This window comes from Streptomyces sp. NPDC038135 (genome assembly GCF_055601245.1).
In genome coordinates this window covers 480,332-504,027 of record NZ_JBVJXS010000005.1, presented here as the reverse complement: position 1 = coordinate 504,027, position 23,696 = coordinate 480,332, and the positions used below count along the sequence as shown (strand labels likewise).

General features: G+C 73.1%; 12 protein-coding genes. 6 read left to right on the top strand and 6 right to left on the bottom strand.

All coding sequences use genetic code 11. The features are described from left to right. Window positions 1-135 precede the first annotated feature (135 nt). A complete protein-coding gene (locus ACZ7JA_RS16995) occupies window positions 136-4,506 on the top strand; it encodes an amino acid adenylation domain-containing protein (protein ID WP_470808908.1) in 4,371 nt (1,456 codons plus the stop codon). A gap of 24 nt (window positions 4,507-4,530) precedes the next feature. Here the strand turns inward: ACZ7JA_RS16995 and ACZ7JA_RS16990 are convergent, their stop codons facing one another. Next, window positions 4,531-5,499 (bottom strand): helix-turn-helix transcriptional regulator, encoded by a 969-nt coding sequence (locus ACZ7JA_RS16990; protein WP_351672910.1) that lies wholly within the window; start codon window positions 5,497-5,499, stop codon window positions 4,531-4,533. Window positions 5,500-5,597: 98 nt separating this feature from the next. Between ACZ7JA_RS16990 and ACZ7JA_RS16985 the strand changes: the two genes are divergently transcribed. Then, window positions 5,598-6,338 carry an alpha/beta fold hydrolase gene (locus ACZ7JA_RS16985; RefSeq protein WP_351672912.1) on the top strand — a complete coding sequence of 247 codons (741 nt, stop codon included), beginning with the start codon at window positions 5,598-5,600 and terminating at the stop codon, window positions 6,336-6,338. A 19-nt stretch (window positions 6,339-6,357) separates the two neighbouring features. Here the strand turns inward: ACZ7JA_RS16985 and ACZ7JA_RS16980 are convergent, their stop codons facing one another. Next, entirely contained in the window at window positions 6,358-7,860 is a 1,503-nt protein-coding gene (locus ACZ7JA_RS16980) for an aldehyde dehydrogenase family protein (protein ID WP_351672914.1), read from the bottom strand. Between the two features lie 107 nt (window positions 7,861-7,967). Here ACZ7JA_RS16980 and ACZ7JA_RS16975 point away from each other — a divergent pair, with 107 nt between their 5' ends. The 4 genes from ACZ7JA_RS16975 to ACZ7JA_RS16960 all read left to right on the top strand — a co-directional run bounded on the left by ACZ7JA_RS16975 (window position 7,968) and on the right by ACZ7JA_RS16960 (window position 16,126). After that, the gene (locus ACZ7JA_RS16975; protein WP_470808904.1) at window positions 7,968-12,800 is read left to right on the top strand and encodes a serine hydroxymethyltransferase; all 4,833 of its coding nucleotides are present in this window, start codon (window positions 7,968-7,970) and stop codon (window positions 12,798-12,800) included. 84 nt (window positions 12,801-12,884) lie between these two features. Then, a complete protein-coding gene (locus ACZ7JA_RS16970) occupies window positions 12,885-14,156 on the top strand; it encodes a cation:proton antiporter (RefSeq protein ID WP_351672918.1) in 1,272 nt (423 codons plus the stop codon). 375 nt (window positions 14,157-14,531) lie between these two features. Further along, window positions 14,532-15,464: a sensor histidine kinase gene (locus tag ACZ7JA_RS16965; RefSeq protein WP_389305784.1), complete on the top strand. Its 933-nt coding sequence runs from the start codon at window positions 14,532-14,534 to the stop codon at window positions 15,462-15,464. Next, on the top strand, window positions 15,461-16,126 hold the full coding sequence (locus ACZ7JA_RS16960) for a response regulator transcription factor (RefSeq protein ID WP_351672922.1): 666 nt from the start codon (window positions 15,461-15,463) through the stop codon (window positions 16,124-16,126). The genes ACZ7JA_RS16965 and ACZ7JA_RS16960 overlap by 4 nt, the downstream gene beginning before the upstream one ends. 33 nt (window positions 16,127-16,159) lie before the next feature. Here ACZ7JA_RS16960 and ACZ7JA_RS16955 read toward each other — a convergent pair whose 3' ends face one another. The 4 genes from ACZ7JA_RS16955 to ACZ7JA_RS16940 form a co-directional block, all read right to left on the bottom strand. Next, window positions 16,160-16,810, bottom strand: a complete 651-nt coding sequence (locus tag ACZ7JA_RS16955) for a DUF2461 domain-containing protein (protein WP_403683780.1) — start codon at window positions 16,808-16,810, stop codon at window positions 16,160-16,162. 220 nt (window positions 16,811-17,030) lie between these two features. Next, the gene (locus tag ACZ7JA_RS16950) at window positions 17,031-21,530 is read right to left on the bottom strand and encodes an amino acid adenylation domain-containing protein (protein ID WP_470808901.1); all 4,500 of its coding nucleotides are present in this window, start codon (window positions 21,528-21,530) and stop codon (window positions 17,031-17,033) included. Continuing rightward, complete coding sequence (locus ACZ7JA_RS16945) at window positions 21,527-22,081, bottom strand: flavin reductase family protein (RefSeq protein WP_403681674.1); 555 nt, start codon at window positions 22,079-22,081, stop codon at window positions 21,527-21,529. Before ACZ7JA_RS16945 ends, ACZ7JA_RS16950 begins: the two co-directional genes overlap by 4 nt. After that, window positions 22,057-23,691 (bottom strand): tryptophan halogenase family protein, encoded by a 1,635-nt coding sequence (locus ACZ7JA_RS16940; protein ID WP_351672930.1) that lies wholly within the window; start codon window positions 23,689-23,691, stop codon window positions 22,057-22,059. The genes ACZ7JA_RS16945 and ACZ7JA_RS16940 overlap by 25 nt, the downstream gene beginning before the upstream one ends. Window positions 23,692-23,696 lie beyond the last annotated feature (5 nt).

The window sequence follows — 23,696 nt, the reverse complement described above, 5'->3', positions numbered from 1 at the left end:
GCCTTCGGCCGGGGGGACCCCCAGAGCACGCACCGGACGCCGCGACGCCCGCCCTGCGGGCGAACGACGCGACTTCGCGGACACGACCTAGCTCCTCGCCCGCCGTGCGCAGTACCCGACGAGAGGAGTCAACCCATGCGAAAGGCCCTCCACCAGCTCGCCGGGATGACGGCCGAGGAGCGTGCCGCGTTCCTCGGCCGTGCGCGGACGGCGGGTCCGGCCGGCACGGCCCCGGGCCCCGAGCCCGCGGCCGTGGACCCCGAGCCCGCGCCCTGGCCCGCCGGGCCGGGCCAGGCCCATCAGCTGTTCCTCGACCGGCTCTGGCCGGGGGACGGCGCTCCGTACGTGGTGCCCTTCGCGCTCCGGCTGACCGGGCCGCTGTCGGTGCCCGCGCTGCGGCGGGCCCTCCAGGACGTCACCGACCGGCACGAGGTGCTGTCCTGCCGCTTCCGCTTCGAGGACGGCAGGGCGATGGCCGTCCCCGGGCCGCCGCCCGAGCTGTCGGTCGTGACGGTGCCGGGCGCGACGGAGGACGACCGGCGGCGGGCGGCGCTCGCGTACGCCCGGGAACGGGCCCGGCTGCGGTTCGACCTGGAGAACGGCCCGGTGGTCCGCAGCGAGCTGATCGCGCTGGCGCCGCGGGACCACCTGCTGCTGTGGATCGTGCACCACATCGCCGCCGACGGCTGGTCGGTCGGGGTGCTCATGGAGGAACTGAGCGCGGCCTACCGGGCCCGGGCGGCCGGCCGGGAGCCCGCGCCGGCGCCGCTGACCGTGCGGTTCGCGGACTTCGCCGCCTGGCAGTGGCGCCGCCTCGAAGAGGCCGACGACCGGATCGAGGCGTGCCGGGCCCGGCTGGCCGGAGCCGCGCCGGCGTTCGTCCCGGCTGATCACGAGCGCCCCGCGGTGCAGACCTTCAACGGCCGCAGCATCCCGTTCCAGCTGCCCCCGGCGGTCGCCGCGGACCTGCGGGCCCTGGCCAGGCGGCGCGGTGGCACGCTGTTCCCGGTCATGCTGGCGGCCCTGCACGTGCTCGTCGCCCGGTACAGCGGGCTGGACGACGCGGTCCTCGGAGCGGTGGTGTCCGGGCGAGTGCGGCCGGGTACGGAGGCGCTGATCGGCCCGTTCGCCAACACGCTGCCGATACGGATCGACGCCACCGGCGGACCGCGGTTCGGCGAGCTCGTCGACCGGGTCCAGGAGGCCATCCTGGCCGGAATGACGGACCAGGACCTGCCGTTCGGATCGCTCGTCCAAAGGCTCGGCGGCGCCCGTGACACCAGCCGCAATCCGCTCTACCAGGTGCTGTTCAGCATGGGCAGCCTGCCGCTCGGCGACGCCGAGATACCCGTCACCCCCGAACTGGCCCTGCGCCCGGTGGCGTTCTCCAACAACACCGCGCGGCTGGACCTCGAACTCACCGTGGAGCAGTCGGGCGACGCCCTGGGCGGACGGCTCGACCACAACACCGATCTCTACGACGGGCCGACGGCCGAGCGGCTGCTCGAGCAGTACGGCACCCTGCTGGCCGGCATCGCGGCGGAGCCCGACCTGCCGATCGGCCGGTACTCGCTGGAACCCGAGGCCGCGCGGCTGACGGCGTTGCGGGCGGCCGCCGTGCCGGCGCGGCCGGCGATCGCGGCCACGTTCGGCGAGCTGTTCGCCCGCCAGGTCGCCCTGCGGCCGCACGCGCCCGCGGTGCGCTGCGACGGCGCCGTGCTCAGCTTCGCGGAGCTCGACGCGGCGTCGGACGCCGTCGCAGCGGCGGTCCGGGAGCGGGTGTCCGGCACCGAACCGGTCGTGGCCGTCGGCACGGGCCGGTCGATCGAGCTGCTGCCGGCCGTGCTCGGCGTCTGGAAGGCCGGCGGCGTGTACCTGCCGTTGGAGCTGGAGTACCCGGCGGAGCGGCTCGCCTTTCTGCTGGCCGACAGCGGCGCGCAGCTGATGCTGACCGCGGGGGCCGAACTGCCCGACCTCAGCGGTGCGGCGCCTTCGTCGCTGGACGTGCGCGGGCTCCCGTCCCGCACGTTCTCCCGGCACGAGGCGCCCGAGGACCCGGACCGGCTCGCCTACATCATGTACACGTCCGGTTCGACGGGACGCCCCAAGGGCGTCGCGGTCACGCACGGCAGCCTCGGGAACTTCCTCGCCGCGATGGCCGGCCTCGGCGTGATGGGCGCGGACGACGTGACCCTCGCGCTCGCCAGCCTCCCGTTCGACGGCTCGGTGATCGAGCTGTTCCTGCCGCCGGCCGTCGGCGCGACGGTGACCGTGTGCCAGCGCGCGGACGCCCGGGACGCGCAGCGGCTGGCGGCTCTCCTGCGGGGCGTGACCGTGCAGCACGGCACCCCGTCCACGTGGCGGATGCTGCTCGACGCCGGCGCCGACCTGTCGGGGCTGCGCTGCGCGCTGTCCGGGGGAGAGGCGCTGCCCCCCGAACTCGCCGACGAACTGCGCGCGGCCACGGGGCAGGTGTGGAATTTGTACGGTCCCGCGGAGACGACGGTCTACTCGCTGGTCCAGCGCTGGGACGGCGCCGCGGTACCGCTGATCGGCCCGCCGATCGCCGGGACGACCGTGCACGTCCTCGACGACGAGCTCCGTCCGGTGCCGCCCGGTGTGCTGGGCGAGCTGTGCATCGGGGGCGCCGGCCTCGCCCGCGGCTACGTCAACGCGCCGGAGCTGACCGCCGAGCGTTTCGTACGGCATCCGGTGACCGGCGAGCGGCTGTACCGCACCGGCGACCTCTTCCGGCGGCACGCCGACGGATCGCTCACCTGCCACGGGCGCAAGGACCACCAGCTGAAGATCCGCGGCCACCGGGTCGAGCCGGACGAGATAGCGGTGGCGCTGGAGCGCGACGACCGGGTGCGCGAGGCCGTCGTCCTCGGCAGGGAGTTCGCCGGCGGCGACCGGCGGATCGTGGCGTTCGTCCGGCTCGCGGACGGCGTGACGACCAGTGAGTCCGAGCTGAAGGACGCGGTGCGGGCCTGGCTGCCCTCGTACATGGTGCCCGCCCGGATCGTCGCCGTGCCGGAGTTCCCCCACAACTCCAGCGGCAAGGTGGACCGGCGCGCACTGGCGCAGCGGGACCTGGCGGACACCGGTCTCGCCGAGGGCGCCGACGACGGGCCGGTCACCCCGACCCAGGAATGGCTGGCGGCGCTCTGGGCCGAACTGCTGGACCGCGAACGGGTCGGGGTCCACGAGGACTTCTTCGGCGCCGGGGGACACTCCCTCCTCGCGGTCACCATGCTGCACCGGGTCGCCACCGGCCGCGGCGCCACCGTCGGCCTCGGCGCCTTCCTCACCGCTCCGACCGTCGAAGCGCTGGCCGCGCTGATCGACGCCGACGACGCCACCGGCGAACTCGAACGCCAGGTCGACGCGATGAGCGACGACGAGGTGGCGACGCTGCTCGCAGAACTCGAACAGTCCGAACCGACCCAGGAGAGTCACACCACCATGGCGATCTCTCGCGAAGACGAGGCCTACCAGCGGTTCCTGCTCGTGGCGCACGGCCACACCCTGTTCAACGCCGTCGTCGCCGGCCTGGAGCTGGACGTGTTCGGGTACCTGTCCGCGCACCCGCGGGCCACGCTCGACGAACTCGCGGACCAGGCCGGCATCGCACCGCACAAGATGCGCATCCTGCTCGCCTCGCTGTGCGCGATCGACCTCCTGACCCGGACCGACGGCCGGTACGGCAACGCGCCGGTCGCGGAGCGGCTGCTCGCGCCGCGCGGCCCGGAGAGCTGGCGCAACATCTTCCTCTCCCGGCACCGCACCGACTACGCCGGAATGGCCCACACGACCCAGGCGCTGCGGTCGGGCACCAACGACGGGCTGAAGGTGCACGAGGGGGAGGGCGGATCGGTCTACGAACGGCTCGGCGCGGACCCGGAGACCGAGGCGATCCTGCACCAGTCGATCGCCGCCTTCGCCCACCAGGAGATGCACGGCCTGCTGCGGACCGCCGGCCTCGAGGGCACCGGCCACCTGCTCGACGTCGGGGGGGGCAGCGGCGCCAAGGCGGCCGCCATCGCCGGGCACCACCCGGGGATGACGGTCACGGTGTTCGACCTGCCGTCGGTGACGGAACTCGCCGCGCGCAAACTGCCGGCCGGCCTGGTCGGCCGTGTGCGCTTCGCGCCGGGCGACATGTTCACCGACCCGTTCCCGTCCGGCATGGACGCCATCCTGTTCAGCAGCGTGCTCGACGTCTTCGACGCCCAGCGCGTGGAGACGCTGCTCGCCAAGGCCTACGACGCGCTCGGCCCCGGCGGCCGCGTGCTGATCTACTCCTGCAACACGGCGGCGGACGAGGCGGGCGGAGTCATCGCCACGTCGCTGTCCCTGTTCCTGAACGTGATCGCGACGGGCGAGGGGATGGCGTACCCGGTCGCCGACTACGAGCGGATGCTGCGCAAGGCCGGCTTCGACCGGGTCGGGGCCGTCGGGGGACTGCCCATGGAGCATGCCATGATCACGGCGTTCAAGGACTGAACGACGTCACCGCACCCCCCGGCCTCAGGTCTCGCGGGTGCGGGTGGCGTAGGAGGCGAGCTGGTCGGACAGCCGCGCCAGGGCGTCGCGGAGCTCGGCCGGGTGGTGCACGGTGAAGGGGCAGCCGAGCCCCGCCAGATAGCCGGCCATGGTGTCCAGCCGCTCGGCGCGGGTGTCCAGCAGGATTCCCTCGGCGGTCTGGACGAGGGTCGCCGCGGCCGGTGGGATGCGGCGGGCGGCCTGTTCCAGGGTGGTGTGCAGGAGCACCCGGACCTGGTGCCTGCCGGCGACCTCGCCGAGGGACGCGGTGACCTGCGCGGCCGGGTCGAACCCGGGCGGCGGCGCCGCGGCTTGCGGGTCCGCGGCCGGCTGGAGGGCGTGGATGCGGTCGATGCGGAACACCCGGATCGCGGCGCTGCGCGAGTCCAGACCCGTCACGTACCAGCGACCCGAGTGGAAGACCAGGCCGTACGGGTCCAGGTCGCGGTCGGAGGTCTCGCCGCGCCACGAGCGGTAGGTGATGCTGACCCGGTGACGATCGCGTGCCGCGGCGGCGAGGCGCAGAGCGATCCGGGAGTCGGGCGCGGACACGGGCTCGGGGTGGGTGCCGTAGGCGAGCGTGTCGCGGAGGGCGGCGACCCGGTCCGCGACAGCGGCGGGCAGCACTCGGCTGATCTTGGCGAGGGCGCTCTGCGTGGGGCCCTCGGGCCGGCCGGGACAGCCGGCCAGCAGTCCCAGGATGACCGCGCCGGCCTCCCCGTCGGTGAGCGTCAGCGGCGGGAGCCGGAAGGCCGGCGGCAGCCAGTAGCCGCCGTAGCGGCCGCGATCGGCGGTGACCGGGATGCCGAGATCGGTGAGGTGGGCGGCGTAGCGGCGCACCGTCCGCTCGTCCACGCCGAGCCGCTGCGCCAGGTCGCGGCCGCTGATGCCGGGCCGGTCCTGCAGCAGCTCCAGCATGGCCAGGACACGCGTCGTGGGTCGCTCCTTCGGCACGGCTCTCTCTTCCCTCGCCGCCTATCCGGACGGATTCCGACCGGATTCAAGGCTACCTTCGGTCCGTCGGAAAGCGTGGCGAAGCGAGGAGATCGTAGATGTCGACATACGTGCTGGTTCCCGGGTTCTTCTTCGGCCCGTGGGTCTGGGAGGAGGTCGGCAGGCTGCTGGAGGACGCGGGCCACCAGGTCAGGGTCGTGTCGCTGACCGGGCAGGGCGAGCGGTCCGGCGAGGCGACGCCCGAGGTCGGCGTCAGCACCCATGTCGCCGACATCGTCGACGCGATCGGTGACCTGGACGACGTGGTGCTGGTCCTGCACAGCGGCGCGACGACCGCGGGCACCGCGGCCGCCGACCTGATGCCGGAGCGGCTGCGGCGGATCGTCTACGTCGACACGGCCCCGTTCCCGGACGGCATGGCGCAGATCGAGTTCCTCCCGCCCGACGTACAGGCGGAGCAGCGGCGGCAGATCGAGACGGAGGGGCAGGGGTGGCTGCTGCCGGCCCGGCCGTTCGACGAGGACGACCAGCAGGGCGACCCGGTCGCCCTGGCCGAACTCTCCGCGCGGGACCTCGCGCTGATGCGCCGGCACGCGTCGGCGCAGCCCGCCGCCATGGTGCTGGGGCCCGCGCGCAGGCCCGCCGAGATCCCGGACACCCCGCGCACCCTGATCGCCTGCACCTTCCCGGTCGAGCAGGTGCAGGCCATGGTGGCGGCGGGCGTCCCGGCCTTCGCGATGCTGTCAGGTCCGGGCTGGACCATGACCGGGCTGCCCACCGGGCACTGGCCGATGCTGTCGCGGCCCAAGGAGCTGGCCGAGCTGCTGGCCGGGGTCTGACAGTCGCCCGGCCGCGGGCTCAGCCCGCCGTGGAGCTGAGCTTGAGACCGGCCTCGCCCTCCCCGGCGGGGGGAAGCTGGATCGCCTTGGTCTCGCAGAAGGAGGCGAGCCCCCAGGAGCCGAGTTCGCGGCCGTTGCCCGAGCTCTTGTAACCGCCGAACGGCGCGCGCATGTTGAACGGGGCGCCGTTGACGTCCACCCGGCCGGTGCGCAGCCGCGCGGCGACCGCGACGGCGTGCTCGACGTCCTCGGACCACACCGCACCGGACAGTCCGTAGTCGGTGTCGTCGGCGATCCGGACCGCGTCGTCCTCGTCCCGGTACGGCAGCACCACCACGACCGGGCCGAAGACCTCCTCGACCACCGCCCGCGCCCGCGGCGGCAGGTCGGCGAGCACCGCCGGGGTCAGATAGCTGCCGCCGCCGGCCCCGGCGGGCACCTCGCCGCCCTTGACCAGGGTCGCGCCGCCGGCGATCGCGTCGTCCAGGATGCCGCGCACCCGCTCGACGGCGTCGTGGTGGATCAGCGGCCCGATCTGGGTGGCCGGGTCCCAGGGGTCGCCCACACGCAGGGCCCCGGCCGTCTCCGCCGCGATCGCCACGGCCTCGTCGTACCGGTGGGCCGGGACCAGCAGACGGCTCCAGGCGAAGCAGACCTGGCCGGTGTTGAAGTTCGCCTGTTCCACGGTCGCGGTCACCGCGGCGCGGAGGTCGGCGCCGGGCAGCACGATCGAGGCGCTCTTGCCGCCCAGCTCCAGGTTGACCCGCGCGGCCCGGGGCGCGGCCAGCTCGGACACCCGGCGTCCCGCGCGGATCGAGCCGGTCAGCGAGACGACGGCGATGTCCGGGTGGGCGGCCAGCGCCTCGCCGGCCTGCGGACCGGTCCCGCACACCAGATTGAAGACACCGGGCGGCAGATCGGTCCGCGCGATCAGCTCGGCCAGCAGGTAACTGCTCAGCGGGGCCAGCTCACTGGGCTTCAGCACCACGGTGCAGCCGGCCGCCAGCGCGGCCGGGATCTTCTGCAGGTTCAACGCCACCGGCGCGTTCCACGGGGTGATGCACCCGGTGGCCCCGGCCGCCTCGGAGCGGACCAGGGAGTTGCCGATCCGCTGCTCCCAGGCGTGCTCGCGGGCGGACTCGACGCAGGAGCGCAGCGCCCCGACGCCGAAGGAGACCTGGGCGTGCCGGGCCAGGGTCACCGGCATCCCGGTCTCCGCCGTCAGCACGCCGGCCACCGTGTCGGCGTGCTCGTCGAGCAGTTCGGCGAGCCGGTCGAGGTACCGCAGGCGTTCCTCGAGCGGTGTCCTCGACCAGGCGGGGAACGCCCGGGCGGCGGCGGCGACGGCGGCGTCCACATCGGCCCGGCCGCCGGCGGGCACCTCCGCGAGGGTGAGACCGGTCGCCGGATCGACGACCGGGAGGGCGTGGTCGGACTTCGTGGCGCGCCAGTCGCCGTCGATCCACTGGACCGAGCGTGACCGACGGGCCGCGGCGGGAATCGCGGCGCTCGTATGCTCCATGGGCGCAGCATCGGCCGCGCCGGTTATCAGCCGGTGACGTAACCCTGGGGTAACTGCGATTCCTACAGTCGGACCTTGTTGTCCGCCGTCACGTTCGAGGAGTCGCGATGACGACCACTGTCCCGGGGGACAGCACGATCCGCACGCCGGGCGGCGACGCCGCGGCCGCCGGCGAGCCGGCCGAACTGCCGCCGCTGGTACCGGATCCGGACGCCGCCGGTGAACCGTTCCCGCTGACGCCCACCCAGCAGGCGCTGTGGGTCGGCCGGGCGGACGCCGTGGAGCTGGGCAACGTCGGATGCTACGGATACTTCGAGTGGGAGCGGGCCGAACTGGACCTGCCCCGGTACCGCCGTGCCTGGGAGCGGCTGGTCGAGCACCACCCCGGACTGCGCACGGTGGTGCGACCGGACGGCACCCAGTTCGTGCTCGAGCGGCCCGGCCCGGTGCCGATCACGGTCGACGACCTGCGCGGTGACCCGGAGGCGGCCCGGCGGCTGGAGGAGAGCCGTGCCGAAGGCGGCCACCGCCGACTCGATCCCGGGACCTGGCCGATGTTCGACCTCCGGGTGGTGCTGCTGTCCGACCGGGTGCGCGTGCAGCTCGGCGTCGACCTGCAGTTGATGGACGCGAGCAGCCTCTTCCTCAATCTCTTCCCCGACCTGATCGCGCTGTACGAGGACCCCGACCGGGCGCTCGCCCCCCAGCGGCTCGCGTTCCGGGACTTCGCCCTGTGGCTGGACCGGGACGTGCGCGGGAGCAAGCGGTGGCAGGCCGACTGGAGTTACTGGCAGGAGCGCATCGACGGCCTGCCGCCCGCGCCCGACCTGCCCGCGGCGCGGTACACCGGAGAGGGACCCGGCCGGTTCGAGCGGTGCACGGTCCGCTACCCCGCGGAGGAGTTCGCGGTGCTGCGCCGGCGGGCCCTCGCCCACCGGCTCACCGAGACCGAACTGCTCGTCGGCGTGTTCGCCGAGGTGATCCGCGGCTGGACCTCCGACCCGGCGTTCACCCTCAACGTGCCGATCTTCCAGCGCTTCGACGTGCCCGGCATCGAGGACGTGATCGGCGACTACACCAACGCCGTCCTGCTCGGGGTCCGTCCGGCGGGGCGGACCGTGGCCGAGCGGATCACCGGCCTGGCCGGCCGGCTGCGCGACGACATCCGGCACGCGAGCGTGAACGGCGTGGACGTGCTGCGCGAACTGGCCCGGCGCCGCGGCCTCGCCGCCGCGTCCATGCCGGTCGTGGTCACCAGCCTGCTCGGGCTGCCGCTCGCCCGGTCCATCAGCGAGTTCGGCGCCGAGGTGCACTCGATCACCCAGACACCGCAGGTGTCGCTGGACTTCCAGATCCGTGAGGAGGACGGCGAGCTCCGGCTGGTGTGGGACTACCGGTCCGGCGCCTTCGCACCCGGTCTCGTCGAGGACGCGTTCGAGGCGTTCTGCGGCCTGATCGGGCGGCTGCTCGCGGACGAGCCGGGGCACGGCGTCTGGAACGCCCCGCACGTCGACATGCGCGGCAGGCGCGACCGGGCGGTCTGGAACGAGGTCAACGACACCGCCGAGCCCGTGCCCGCCGTGCTGCTGCAGGAGGGGTTCTTCGCCCAGGCGCGGCGGACGCCCGACGCGGAAGCCGTCGTGGCGCGCGACCGGCGGCTGACCTACGCGGAACTGGCCGAGCACGCCCACCGCATCGGCAATACGCTGCGCGAGAAGGGCGTCCGGCCCGGGGACCTGGTCGGCGTGGTGATGGAGAAGGGCTGGGAGCAGTACGCTGCCGTCTACGGCGTCCTGGCCGCCGGCGGCGCCTACCTGCCGCTCGACGCGGCGGCGCCGCGGGCGCGGATCGCCCGGCTGCTCGACTCGGCGCGGGTGGGTATCGTCCTCACCCAGTCCCGTCTGGCGGACTCGCTCGCCCCGCGGGCAGGGACGACCGTGCTGTGCGCCGACACCGACTTCGCGACCGCGTCCAGCGAGCCGCTCACCGCCGCCCAGGGGCCGGACGACCCCGCCTACGTCATCTACACGTCGGGATCCACCGGGGAGCCGAAGGGCGTCGTGGTCGCGCACCGCGGTGTGGCGAACCTGGTGCGGGACGTGCGGCAGCGGTTCGAGGTCACCTCCGCGGACCGCCTCCTGGCGATCTCCGGGCTGCACTTCGACGCGTCGGTCTACGACGTCTTCGGGCCGCTGGCCTGCGGGGGCGCGGTCGTCATCCCGCCGCCGTTCCAGCGCGCCGAACCGGACGTCTGGGTCGATCTGGTGCGCGACGAGCGGGTGACGATCTGGAACTCCGTGCCGGTGCTCATGGAACTGCTGGTCGGCGAGGCGGAGACCCGGACCGACCGGACGCTCGGCACCCTCCGGCTGGCGGTGCTGTCCGGTGACTGGATACCGCTGAACCTGCCCGACCGGGCGCGCGCCCAGGCGTCCGGGCTGCGGGTCGTCGGATCGGGCGGTCCCACCGAGACCATCTGCTGGTCGCTGTTCCACCCGATCGGCGCGGTGGATCCGGAATGGACGAGCATCCCCTACGGAAAGCCGATCGCCAACCAGCGGTACTACATCGTGGACCGGGACCTGCGGCCGCGCCCGACGTGGGCCCGCGGGGAGATGGCCGTGGCGAGCCCGCTGGGCCTGGCCATCGGCTACCTCGGCGACCCGGAGCGCACCCGGGCCAAGTTCGTCACACTGCCGGAGACCGGCGAGCGCGCCTATCTGACCGGGGACTTCGGCCGCCTCCTGCCGGACGGTGACATCGAGATCCTCGGCCGGGAGGACTTCCAGGTCAAGGTCGCCGGGCAGCGGATCGAGCTCGGCGAGATCGAGGCGGTCCTGAACCGTTTCGACGGGGTGCGGACCGCGGTCGTGACGGCGCCGCGCAGCAGCGCCGCCGTGGTCCGGCTGCAGGCCTTCGTGGTGCCGGACGCCGGCGCGAACCCCAGCGCGGACGCGCTGCGGGCGTACCTGTCCGAGGAACTGCCCGCCGCCATGGTGCCCGCCGGCATCAGGCTTCTCCCCGAACTGCCGCTCACCGCCAACGGAAAGGTCGACCGCCTGGCGCTCGCGGATCTCGCGGCCGCCCCGGAACAGCCGGCCGAGCCCGAGCCGCCGACCGATGCCGGGCTGCTGGCCGAGCTCGTCGCGGCCTGCGTGGGGGAGATCCTGGGACTCGCCGAGGTTCCGGCGACGGGCAACTTCTTCCGGCTGGGCGGCGACTCGCTGAGCGGCACCCGGCTGGCCGCCCGGCTGCAGGAGCTGCTCGGCGCCCCCGTGCCGGTCCGTACCGTGTTCGGCAATCCGGTGATCTCCGACCTCGCGTCGGTGATCGCCGCCGATCCGGCCGCCGGACCGCAGGCGCTGCGGGTGGCACAGCTGCTGCACACCCTGGAGGAGCCGGACGAAGCGCCGACCGGGACACCGGAGCCGGAGGAACCACCGGCCGCCGTCGCGGAGTTGGACGAGGCACCGGCCTCCGTGACGGAGCCGGAAGAATCACCGGCCGCTGTCGCGGAGTTGGACGAGGCACCGGCCCCCGTGACGGAGCCGGACGAAACGCCGGCCGCCGCGGCGGAGTCCGGTGAGGCGCCGGCCGCCGTGGCGGAGCCGGAGCGAACGCCGGCCGTGGTGTCGCCGTCGGGCACGCTCGCGGAGGACGACCCGGCGTTGGCGGGCCTGCTCGCCCGCGAGCACATCCGGCAGCAGGACACCCTGGTGCTGGTCGCCTCCTCCAGCGTGGCGCCGCCCTCGGTGCTGGCCTGCGCGGGCTCGTCGCTGGCCAACCTGACCACGGAGGGGTACCCGGGCCGCCGCTACCACGCGGGCGCCGAGATCGCCGACGAGATCGAGCGCCTCGCCGTCAGCCGGGCCTGCGCGCTCTTCCGGGCCCGGGCCGCGAACGTCCAGCCGCACTCGGGGTCCTCGGCCAACCTCGCGGTCCTCATGGGGCTGCTGGAGCCGGGCGACACCATCCTCGGACTCGACCTGGACTGCGGCGGGCACCTCTCGCACGGCTCGGCCGCCTCGGTCACCGGACGCTACTTCCGCTCGGTCTGCTACCGCACGGGCGCCGACGACCTGCTGGACTACGAGCGGATCGCCGCGCTGGCCGAGGAGCACCGGCCGAAGGTCGTCATCGCCGGCGCCAGCGCCTACCCGAGGACGATCGACTTCGCCCGGTTCCGGGAGATCGCCGACACGGTCGGCGCCTACCTGATGGCCGACATCTCGCACATCTCCGGTCTGGTGGCCACCGGGCTGCACCCGAGTCCGATCGACCACGCGCATCTGACCACCACCAGCACCTACAAGCAGCTCTATGGCCCCCGGGGCGGCATGATCCTGCTCGGCCGGGACGCGGACACGCCCGGGCCGGACGGCCGGGCGCCGCTGCGGAAGCTGGTCGACGGCGCGGTGTTCCCGCTCGTGCAGGGCACGCCCGACCTCGGCAACGTGGCGGCCAAGGCGCGGGCCCTGCACGCGGCGGCCCAGCCCGGGTTCCGCACCCTGATGGAGCTGGTGCTGGAGAACGCCGCCGCGATCGGCGACCAGCTCGGGCGCCGCGCCCTGCGGGTGGTCACGGGCGGCACCGACACCCACATGGTCCTCGCCGACCTGCGGCCCGACGGCGTCACCGGCGCCGCGGTCGAGGAGGCTCTGGAGGCCTGCGGAATCCTGGTCAACCGGAACCGGGTGCCCGGCGACGACACGCCACCGCGAGTGACCGGCGGGATCAGGATCGGCACCAACACGCTGGCGGCGCGGGCCGTCCCGCCCGAGACGGCCGCCCTGTGCGCGGACCTGATCGCGGACGTGGTCGAGGAACTGCGCACCGCCGGCGCCGTGCACCCGGCGATGGCCGCCAAGATCCGGTCCGAGGTTGGCCGGATCTGCGCCGAGCACCCCGTCCCCGGATACGCGGATGACCTCGACCACTGACAGGGTGGGCCGCCGGACGTCCGACCGGCGGCCGCACAGGACCCGGCAACCCGGTTGCCGTGGAAGCGCTTCGGGAGGCCGCTCGTGAGCGTCGGGACCGTCACCACCTACGTGATGGGCGACATCGCCGTCATCCTGCTCGTCTCCTCGCTGCTCGGCGGGGTGGCCTCACGGTACGGCCAGCCGGCGGTCATCGGGCAGATCCTGACCGGGGTGGTGCTCGGGCCGTCCCTGCTGGGCCGGCTCCCGGGGGATCCGGCCGGCAGGCTGTTCCCGCCGGAGGTCCTGCCGTATCTGAGCGTGCTCGCCCAGGTCGCCATCGTCACCTTCATGTTCGTGGTCGGCTACGAGCTCAACCTCCGGTCGCTGCGCACGAGCAGCAGGACGACGCTGTCGGTGGCGGCCGCGGCCCTGCTCGTCCCGATGGCCCTGGGAGCGGGCACGGTCCTCCTCATGCCGTCCGCCTTCACCTCGGTGGGCGAACACGACGTCGGCTCGCGCTCCTTCGTGCTGTTCATGGCCGTCGCGGTGTCGATCACGGCACTGCCCGTGCTGGCGGCCATCGTGCGGGAGTCCGGTATCGCCGGCACCCGCGCGAGCCTGATCGCGCTGTCCGCCGCCGGCGTCATGGACGTGGCCGCCTGGACCGCGCTCGCCACCGCGATGCCGGGCGAGTCGCACGGCCGGCCGGCCTGGCTGACCGTCGTCCTGATCGCCTGTCTCGTGCTCGGCGGCGGCTTCCTCGTCCGTCCGCTGCTGCGCTGGTGGATCCACCGGCCCGGCGCCATGTTCACCCACCAGCTGCCCGTGGCGATCATCCTGGCGACGGGCTGCGCCTGGGCCACCTCCGAACTGGGCCTGCACGCGGTCTTCGGCGGCTTCCTGGCCGGGCTGCTCATGCCGCGCCGCGACGACGTGCCCGACGCCGACGTCCTGCGGGCCATGGAGGGCGCCGCGGGACTGCTGCTGCCGCTGTTCTTCGTGGTGACCGGCCTGTCCCTGAACATCGGCTCGATCGACCGATCCGGCATGCTCCTGCTCTGCCTGGTGCTGCTGATCTCGATGGCGGGCAAGCTGGTGCCCGGCTATCTGACGAGCCGGCTGAACGGCCTGGACAAGCGCGAGTCGGCCACCGTCGCGGCGCTGCTCGACACCCGCGGGCTCACCGAACTCATCGCGCTCAACGTCGGTTTGAGCGCCGGGATCATCCATGAGCGGCTCTTCGCCGTGCTGGTCCTGATGGCCCTGATCACGACCGCCACGACCAGCCCGCTGCTGACTCTCCTCGCCCCGCCCCGCCGCCCGGCCTCCACCCAGGGCGAAGCGGTCCCGTCCGCCGGCCGCAGCGAGACCTGATTTCCGTCCCGGAGTCGTTGCCAGTCGCCGTCCGCCTTACGACCTGGGAAATGGTCGAAGGCGGAAAATCCGGTTGCCTCTTTTGAACCTCACGGCCAACATTTTGTGATTGCATGCCGGAGGATCGGTCGGACGCGGGGAGACTGAAGAGGTTCTGGCGCGACCGAACAGCGACGTGATACCGGGGGAAGGCCCATGGCCTGTCGTTTGACGTGTCACTGCACGGCGGAAATGTCCGGATATTCCGAGCCCGATCGGCCGTGTGGGCGCCGACTCTCCTTGTCGCTGACGGGCGAGCAGGTCATGGCGGGACTTCGGCAATGCCTGAAAGTCCGGAACTCGCCGCTCGCGGACGACGAACCGGCCCTGGAATGGGTGAAAGCCCAGGTATGGCAAATCTTAGAAAATACCGTACGGGCACTGCGTCCCGACATTCCAGAATCAGCCATTCCCTCGGACGAGGCGATTTCGGTCTCCCGCCTCGCGACGCGTGAACGGGCGTTCCTGGCGGAGGCGTCGGCCGTCGCGGGGGACGTTTTCGACGTCGCGCTGCCGATCCTGCTGGACGGATACGGCGACTGCCGCGGCGCCGAAGTGGCCAGTGCTCTGCACCGCGCTGTCCTGGGGCGCTTCGAGAACGCCTCCGCGGCCTGCCTCGAAGCGCTGCTGGAGAAGACCGAGAGCATGGCGGTGGCGAGCCGGCGCCGACTGGCCCACGACCTGCACGACCGCATAGCCCATGGCATCGGCGTGGGCATCCAGGGCATAGAACTGGCCGAACTCCGCCTTGCCCGCGGGACCGGCTCCGTCACGGACGGCCTCGCCCGGGCCGCCACCAGCCTGACCGAGGTGCTGGACATGGTGCGGGAACTCGCGAGCACCCTCAGGGAGTCGCTGGACGGCCGTTCGCTCGTCGACGCCCTGGACCACTATCTGTCCTCGGTCGCGCCGCCGGGCATCCGCTTCCGGGTCGTGGCGCACGGTGATCTCGCGACGGTCCCGCGGCACGTGGCCGAGGAGGTCCACCTCGTGCTGCGGGAGGCGGCACGCAATGTGCTGCTGCACGCCGAGGGAGCCACCTCGCTGCTGGTCACCGTCACCGTCACCGAGGGCGAACTGCGGGCCTGCGTCATCGACGACGGGCCCGGTCTGCCCGACGCCCAGGCCCTGGGGGCCGATTCCGGCGGACTGTCCTCGATCCGCGAGCGGACGCGGGAACTCGGCGGATCCGTCCGCGTCAGCACCGCACCCGGGCAGGGCGTGCACCTCGCCGTCAGCGTCCCCCTGCGCATGGCCGCGGCGTCATGACGACCTCACGGCCCGTCCGGGCCCTGCTGGTCGACGACCACGCCCTGTTCCGGGACGGCCTGCGCGAACTGCTGGTGGCCGACGGGCAGATCGAGGTCGTCGCCATGGGCGGAAACGGCGCCGAATGCGTCGAACTCGCGCTGCGGCACCGCCCCGACGTCATCCTGCTCGACGTCGAGATGCCGGGGCAGGACGCCTGGACCACTCTGGAACAGCTGCGCCGGCAGGTCCCGGAGAGCAAGGTCGTCATCCTGTCCATGCACGAGGGCTACACGCTGGTGCAGCGGCTTCTGGACGCCGGCGCCGCGGCGTACCTGACGAAGTCCGTCGTGCGACGCGAACTGGTGGCGGCCGTCTGCGCGACCGCGGCGGACGAGAGCGACTCCGTGACGGTCTCCCTCCCGCGTCGCGCCCTGCTCGCCCCGCAGGCCGCCGGGCCCGAGTCCCTCTCCGCGCGTGAGGCCGAGGTGCTCGACCTCGTCGCACAGGCGTACAGCAACGCCGAGATCGCCGGTGAGCTGTTCATCACCGAGAGCACGGTCAAGCGGCACCTGTCGAACATCTACGCCAAACTCGGCGCGACCTCGCGCCTCGACGCCGTGCGCCACGCGATGCGGACGGGGCTCAGCGGCGACTTCGGACGGCGCCCGCCGTCCGCGTGAGCGCCGTTCCCCGAACCGATCGCACGGTGTGCTTCACCGAGTGGACAACTCGCGCAGGCGCGGGCAGACGTTGGCCGAGATCCAGTCCAGCGTCGGGCGGAGTTCGCGCCAGGTCTGGGCCACCCACTCGGCGGCCGCCGGACGGCCGGCGGCGGCCCGGTCGCAGTCGCGGCCGATGTCCAGCGTCCGGTGCCGCAGGAGCCCCACGCGGGGATGGTCGGCCGGAACCCCGCGCGGCCTGGTCTGCAGCGTGACCCCGCCCAGGGTGAATCCGAGTTTCTCCAGGCCGTCCACGAGCGTCTGCAGTTCCTCGCCGCGGTCCTCGGTCACCACCGAGCGGTACGCGGTCGTCGCTTGTGGAGCGCGTGAGTAGAACCGCCCGGTGGCGTGCAGCCCCGAGGCGTCGAGGTGGAGCCAGAAGCCGAGGCCGGGCTCCAGGTCCACCAGCGCCCCCTGGTAGGTCTTGTACGGCGACTTGTCGTTGGACGCGCGGGTGTCCCGCTGGGGCCGCAGCATCCGGAGCTCGCCGAACTCCGGGGAGAGCTCGGCGACCAGGTCCGCCATGGGCTCGCGGACCGCCCGCTCGTAACGGTCGCGGTGCCGCTGCCAGAACGATTTCGAGTTGTCCAGGGCGAGCTCTCGGTAGAAGTCGAACGCCTCGTCCGGAATTCCGGTGAAGACCATGCATTCATCCTAGTTTCGTGACCGAGCGGAGGGGTTCGCGCCGTCGTCGGTCTCGTCGAACAACTCCTCGGAGTCGAGGGGCTGTTGCCCGCCAATCCAATCCGTCCCGGGTCGCTCGTGTCCACACACTCGGCCGACCGGGCCGGAACCGCTCCACGGCCGGTGCCGGCCCGCCCTCACGAGGGCGGGCCGGCACGGGCCTGGCGCGGATCGCCTCCGGTCAGCGATCGGGGGCGACGGGCCGTACGGCGGCGAAGTAGCCGGGGACGCGGATCGTGGTCCGGTCGGACTCGGGGTCGACGGCGTGCATCTGCGCGGGTCCGGTGGACAGCCGCCGCCAGTGGTCGCTGGGGAAGTGGCGGTCCAGGTCCGTCGGGCCGAAGCGGGTCGAGTGCCGCACTCCCGCGGCCTCGAGCGGCCGGACGAGGTCGGCGGCCCGGCCGCGGGCGCCGCCCACATGGCCGAGATAGCCGAACGAACTCGCCGCGTAGTCGGGTTCGATCAGGACCACGCTTCCCCGGCCACCGGTGAGCAGTGTCATGGCCGACGCCATCGCGGCACGTTCCTCGTCGCCGAGGACGTGCAGCACCGCGCGGACGAAGACGTTGGCCGGGCCGATCCGCGTCGCCAGCGCCTTGACGGCGTCCGTGTCCCCGGGATCGAGGACGTCGAACGACGGGTTGTCGAGCCCGGCGTTCTCCTCACGGGCCCGGGCGATCGCCGTGGGCGACACGTCGACCCCGACGACGGTGCGGAACCGGGTCGCGAGCGCCCTGGCGTACCGGCCGTTGCCGCAGCCCAGGTCGATGACCGGCAGCGCCGGATCGAGGTGTTGTGCCGCGGTGTCGAGGAGCCGGCGCATCTCCTCGGCGTCGTCGGCGTCCCACAGCACGTCTCCGCCGCGGCCGGTCGTGTTCACCGAGGCCCAGTACTGCTCCCAGGCCGTCCCGGTGCGCTTCGGGCCCGCCTCCGCCTCGGTCTGCGCCTCGGCGGCGACGGCCGTGTGCCGGGCGACGCCGTAGCCGAAGTCGCCGGTCCGCCAGGCGTCGCGCGTGGTGAGCCGGCCCAGCAGGTCGAGGAAGGCGGTGAACATCTCGCCGACCAGACCGTCGGGGTAGACGGCCTGGATGTAGTCCCAGTTGAACCGCAGGCCTCCGTCGTCGGTCTCGAAGACCTGGAAGTCCAGGCTCACCTGGGGCGTCTGGGAGATCCCGTACACCGCCGAGCCGAACGAGGTCTCCCGCTGGTCCGGCGGGTAGCCGACCAGGCTGGTCATCACCACCGGCATCGCGGGCACCAGCGTTCCGCGCAGGCGGGTCAGGGCACGCAGGACCTGGATGCCGGTGAAGTGGCGGTGCTCCAGATCGGACCAGAGACGCTGCTGCAGGTTCTGCGCACGGTCCGCGAACGTCTGCCCGGACCCGGAGGCCTCCAGGAGCAGCGTCGTCGTCGTGTGCCCGATCACGTCGGTGATCTGGGGGTGCAGGGGGAGCCGGCTGAACAGCGGGAAGTTCAGGCAGAACGACGGTTCGGCGGACCAGGACCGCAGCACCTCGGCGTAGACGGCGGCGAGCACCCCGGAGCCGGTCACACCGTGCTCGCCGGCCAGGGCGCCGATCGCCGCCCAGTCCTCGGGGCCGAGGACGCCGCTGTGCCGTTCGATCCTGGCCGGCAGTACCGGCTGACTCTCCGGTCGTTCGGGCAGCCGCGGCGCGCCGGGCAGCGACGCCAGCCGGTCCTGCCAGTACCACTGGGAGCGCTGGTAGACGTCGCTTTTCTCGAGGTTCGCCGCGAGGCCGAGCACGTAGTCGCGGAACGTCAGCCGCAGCGGCGCGAGCGAGGAGCCCCGGCCCGCGTACAGCTCGCTCAGCTCGGGAACGATGACCTGGAAGTAGCTCCAGGCGTCGGCGACCAGGAAGTCGAGCACCAGGTGGATCCGGGTCCTGCCGCCGGGGAGCAGGGTGAGCCGCAGGTCGAACAGCGGCCACTTGGCCGCGTCGAGGATCGTGTGCGACAACTGCTCGCGCAGGTTCAGCAGTTCCCGCTCGGGGTCCGCCGCGTCCCGCAGGTCGTGGCGCCCGACGGCGAAGTCGGGAACCTCCGCGAGCACCCGCTGGGTGCCGTCGGCCAGCACGACGGTGCGCAGCGCGTCGTGGCGCTCGACCAGCGCCTGCCAGGCCCGCTCGAACGCGTCGAGGTCGAGGTCGTCCGACTCCCACTCGAAGTACCCGTGACAGCCGACGTTCCCGAGATCGACCATGCTGCCGCGGCCTATCCACATCGCCTGCTGGCCGGCGTTCAGCGGGAACGGATCGAAGCGCGCGGCCGGGTCCGGCTCGACGGGCGGCAGATCGGCGAAGGCGGCCGCGCCCGCCCGGCCCGCGTCGACGGCCGCCGACAGCTCGGCCGCGGTCGGGTTCGCGTACAGCTCCGTCATCGACAGCTCGACGTCGAACCGGCCGCGCAGCTCGTCGATGAGCCGGAAGGCCAGCAGCGAATGGCCGCCGAGATGGAAGAAGTTGTCGGTCATCGAGATCGTCCGGCCGTCGAAGATCTCGGCCCAGAGCCGGGCCATGGCGGCCTCGGTCTCGGTCCGGGCGGCGACGAAGTCGTCGTCACCGCGCCCCGCCGGGTCCGGTGCGGGCAGCGCACGCAGGTCCGTCTTGCCGTTCGGCAACCGGGGGATCTCCGGCAGCGCCGTCACCGTCGACGGCACCATGTAGTACGGCAGCCGTTCACTGAGCCGGGCCTTGAGCGCGGCGCCCTCCAGGCCGGCGCCGTCGACCGCGGTGACGTAGGCGGCCAACTGGCGGCCGCCCGCGCCCGTGTCGACGGCGGTGACCACCGCCTCGGCCACCTCGGGACAGCCGATCAGCGCGGACTCCACTTCGCCGAGCTCGACCCGGAAGCCCCGGATCTTCACCTGGGCGTCGCCCCTGCCGAGGATCTCGATGGCGCCGTCCGTCCGGTACCGGGCGAGATCGCCGGTCTCGTAGACGAGCCCGGACCCGGTCACCGGGTCCTGGCGGAACAGTTTCGCGGTCAGCTCGGGCCGGTTGTGGTACCCGGCCGACAGCCCGGCCCCGCCGATCAGCAGCCGCCCGGTCAGCCCCGGCGGCACCGGGCGGTCGAGCTCGTCGAGCACGTAGGCGCGGACGTTGGCGATCGGCCGTCCCGCGGGCACCGGATGCGCCGCCTTGACGTGCGAGGGGGTCGCCTGACTGGTCAGGTCGATGCCCGCACCCAGGTCGAGGCAGGTCAGCGCGTTGGTGCTCTCGGTGGTGCCGTACGTCATGACGACGCGGAACGGGGTGTCCACGGGCGGCCAGCTGTGCACCCGCTCCGCGGTGGTGACCATGATGCGCAAGCCGGCGTCGGCGGGCCAGTCGAGCGCCCAGGCCGGTTCCGCGAGGGCGGCCACCAGCATGGTGTGGGTGACCCTCCGCGCGACCAGCCAGTCCCGCAGCTGCGCCGGGGACAGCGCGTGCCGCGCCGCGGGCACGCACACCGTGGCGCCGAGCGCGAGGTAGGGCATCCACTCCATGATCTGGACGCCGAACCCGGGCGCGGACAGCCAGGAGGCCCGGTCGCCGGGCCGTACGCCGTAGGCGCGGCCGGTCCAGTGCACCAGGTTCTCGATCGCGTGCAGGCGTTCGAGGACCGCCTTCGGCTCCCCGGTCGACCCCGAGGTGTAGATGAGGTGGCTGACGGGGTCGGGGTCCCCGGTGGGCGCCGGGGGTTCGGCGGGGGCGGCCGCGGTGGCCGCGATGTCGAGGACCGGCGGGCCGTCCGGGAGCCGGCCGGCCAGACCGTCACCGGTCAGGACCGCGGTGGCCGCGCTGTCCCGGAGCATGTACGCGATCCGTGCGTCGGGGTTGACCGGGTCGAGCGGGACGATCGCCGCGCCGGCCTTCAGGATGCCGAGAACGGCGAGCACGTAGTCGGCGCCGCGCGGGCAGAACAACCCCACGCGGTCCCCGGCCGCGACCCCGGCCCGCCGCAGTTCGCCGGCGATCTGGTCACCGCGCCGGTCCAGCTCGGCGAACGAGACGACGACGTCGCCGTGCTCCACCGCCGGAGCGTCCGGGCGGGCGCGCACCTGAGCCGCGATCAGGTCGAGGTATCCGGTCGGCGGCCAGTCGGCGGCGGTGCGGTTCCAGTCCTCGGTGACGAGCCGCCGGTCCGCGGCGGTCAGCAGGCCGACCGTCGCCAGCGGCGCGCCGGGGTCGGTCGCGGCCTGTTCGCCGAGCAGCCGCAGCTGCCCGGCCAGCCGTCCCAGCGTCGCCGGCTCCCACAGCCGCGCGTCCCCGGCCACGCCGACGACGCCGTCCGCCACCTCGACGGCGATGTCACCGGCGCCGCGATGCTCCTCGGGGCCGCCCGCCACGACCGCCACCGGGGCGGCCGGCGGACGGGACGGCTGGAACGCCGGCCCGTCGAGCACCTCCACCGCGGCCGAGACCAGGTCGCCGACCGGCGCCTCCTGGTCCACCGCCACCTCGTACCAGCCGCTCGCACCGGCCAGCCACACCCGGTCGTGTCCGCCGTGGCGGGCGAGGAGGGCGACCCACACCCCGGACCACCACCGGTGGTCCCGGCCGAGGTCGCCGCCCGCCGGCGCGACGTGCCAGGGGCCCCGCTGCTCGGGGCGGTCGTGGGAGGAGGCCGGCCGGTCCGCGAGCAGCGCCGGGGGCGGTTCTACGGCAGGGGTGGGCATCATCGGTCGCCTTCCGGGCGGTCTTGGGTGGAGGGGAGGGCGTCCCAGGAGCGGTACGACCGGCGCGCGTAGACGAGCGGAGTCCCGGGCAGCAGGCAGGAGTCGGCGACCGTGCCGAAGATCATCGTGTGGTCGCCGATCTCGACGGTGTGGACGACGTCGCACTCCGCGTAGGCGCAGGCGTCCGCGGTGAGCAGCGGCAGCCCCGTCTCGGACATCCGCCAGTCGACCAGTGCGAACCGGTCGGGGACGGCGGTCGCGAACACCTGGGCCGTGCGTGCGGCCCCGCCGTGCAGCAGGTTCACCGCGAACCTCCCGTGCCGGAGGGCGGCGGTCCGCGTCGAACTGGCGGTGCGCAGGCACACCGCCAGCGTCGCCGGTTCCAGACACACGCTGGTCAGCGAGGAGCAGGTCATCCCGCGGGGGCCGCCGGCCGCCGGCGCGGTGACCACGGTGACCCCGGTCGGGAGGGACCCCATCACCCGGCGGAACGCCTCCTCCGCCGTGACGTACGTTGCCGACGTGTTGGTCACACTGTCCGCCGCGGGGCCCATGCGGCGGTGTCCTGCGGCGAGTCGTCCCGGTGCAGCTGCCGCAGGTACTCGTGCGCGGAGGGCAGTTCGGAGACCAGCCGGCGCTGGCGGGCCTTCACGTCGGCGAAGGTCCGTTCCGCCGAGGTGACGGAGTCGGGCCGGTAGGAGAGGATCGGCAGCGCGTTCCGCGGCCGGACGCCGAGACCCGCGAAGACCGAGTAGTAGCTCCCGTTGGTCCAGAAGTTGCGGAACTCCGCCTCGAAGTTGCCGTAGTAGGTGCGTTCGTCGGTCGCCGGCGGGTTGATCGGGACGCCGGAGCGGAACATCTCGATCTTCTCCTTGATCTGGTCGGCCAGCGTGAGCTCCTTGGTGGCCTGCCAGAACGGCGTGTCCGTGCGCGGGGACAGCGAGTAGTGCGCCTGCAGGAAGTCCCGGGTGTCGTCGAACATGTCGACGATCTCGCGGTTGAAGCGGTCCCGCAGCACCGGGTCGACGTCGCGTTCCGGGAAGTGCTTGACGAGCTGGTACAGCGAGGCGGTGATGAAGTAGATGCCGGTCGACTCCAGCGGTTCGACGAAGCACGAGGACAGTCCGATGCTGACGCAGTTGCCCACCCACGCCCGGCGGTTGCGGCCGACCCGGAACTTGATGTGGTTGAGCGGGACCTTCTCCGGGTCCAGCCCCCACAGCCGGCAGAAGTCGCGGGTCGCCTCGTCCTTGTCGGCGAACGTGTCGCAGTACACGTAGCCCGTGCCGAACCGGCCGAGCATCGGGATCTTCCACGTCCACCCGGCGGGCATCGCGATCGACGAGGTGAAGGGCTCGATCCCGTCCGCCTCGTCGTCGTGCGGGACCTGGGTGGCGACCGCGCTGTTGTTCAGCAGGTGGTCGTTCATGTCGATGAAGGGCTCGCCGAGCGCCTTGTTGATCAGCAGACCGCGCAGGCCGCTGCAGTCGACGAAGAGGTCGCCCGCGACGACCTGGCCCGACTCCAGCGTGACCGACTCGATGGAGCCGTGCGGGTCGACCCGGACGTCGGAGACGGTGCCCTCGATGTGCCGTACGCCCTGCTTGGCGGTGGCGAAGTCGCGGAGGAACGCCGCCACGAGGGCGGCGTCGAAGTGCCAGGCGTAGTTCGTGCAGCGGGTGCCGTCCAGGAACCGCGGCGACCGCTTCGCGTCCATCAGCGGCGGTTCCACGAAGCTCGCGTAGTCGAACGCCTCGTCGGTCGTGCCGGACAGGTGCTTGCGCGTCCAGTAGTGCGACAGCGGCACGCCGTCGGGGGAGGGCAGCAGGCCGAACGGATGGTAGAAGTGGTCCGACCGGGTGCCGTCGTGCCGGCTGGTCGGCTCACCCGGCCCGGCGGTGCGCCAGTTGATGAACTTGACAGCCATCTTGAAACTGGCGTTGCACTTGGCCATCCACTCCTCTTCCGGCAGGCCGAGGTAGTCGAAGAAGACCCGCTGGAGGTTGGGCACGGTCGCTTCGCCGACGCCGATCCGCCCGATCGCCGGCGCCTCGACGACGGTGATGGCGGCCTGGCCGGACAGTGCCTTTCCGAGGTAGGACGCGGCCATCCAACCGGCGGTGCCGCCGCCGATGATGACGATGTTCCGAATGGGCTCCCCCATGCTGA

Excerpts from the sequence above, each read along its gene's own strand:
- ACZ7JA_RS16995 (WP_470808908.1), top strand. The coding sequence starts at position 136 with ATGCGAAAGGCCCTCCACCAGCTCGCCGGGATGACGGCCGAGGAGCGT.
- ACZ7JA_RS16945 (WP_403681674.1), bottom strand. The coding sequence starts at position 22,081 with ATGGGCCCCGCGGCGGACAGTGTGACCAACACGTCGGCAACGTACGTC.
- ACZ7JA_RS16950 (WP_470808901.1), bottom strand. The coding sequence starts at position 21,530 with ATGATGCCCACCCCTGCCGTAGAACCGCCCCCGGCGCTGCTCGCGGAC.
- ACZ7JA_RS16985 (WP_351672912.1), top strand. The coding sequence starts at position 5,598 with ATGTCGACATACGTGCTGGTTCCCGGGTTCTTCTTCGGCCCGTGGGTC.
- ACZ7JA_RS16960 (WP_351672922.1), top strand. The coding sequence starts at position 15,461 with ATGACGACCTCACGGCCCGTCCGGGCCCTGCTGGTCGACGACCACGCC.
- ACZ7JA_RS16955 (WP_403683780.1), bottom strand. The coding sequence starts at position 16,810 with ATGGTCTTCACCGGAATTCCGGACGAGGCGTTCGACTTCTACCGAGAG.
- ACZ7JA_RS16975 (WP_470808904.1), top strand. The coding sequence starts at position 7,968 with ATGACGACCACTGTCCCGGGGGACAGCACGATCCGCACGCCGGGCGGC.
- ACZ7JA_RS16980 (WP_351672914.1), bottom strand. The coding sequence starts at position 7,860 with ATGGAGCATACGAGCGCCGCGATTCCCGCCGCGGCCCGTCGGTCACGC.
- ACZ7JA_RS16940 (WP_351672930.1), bottom strand. The coding sequence starts at position 23,691 with ATGGGGGAGCCCATTCGGAACATCGTCATCATCGGCGGCGGCACCGCC.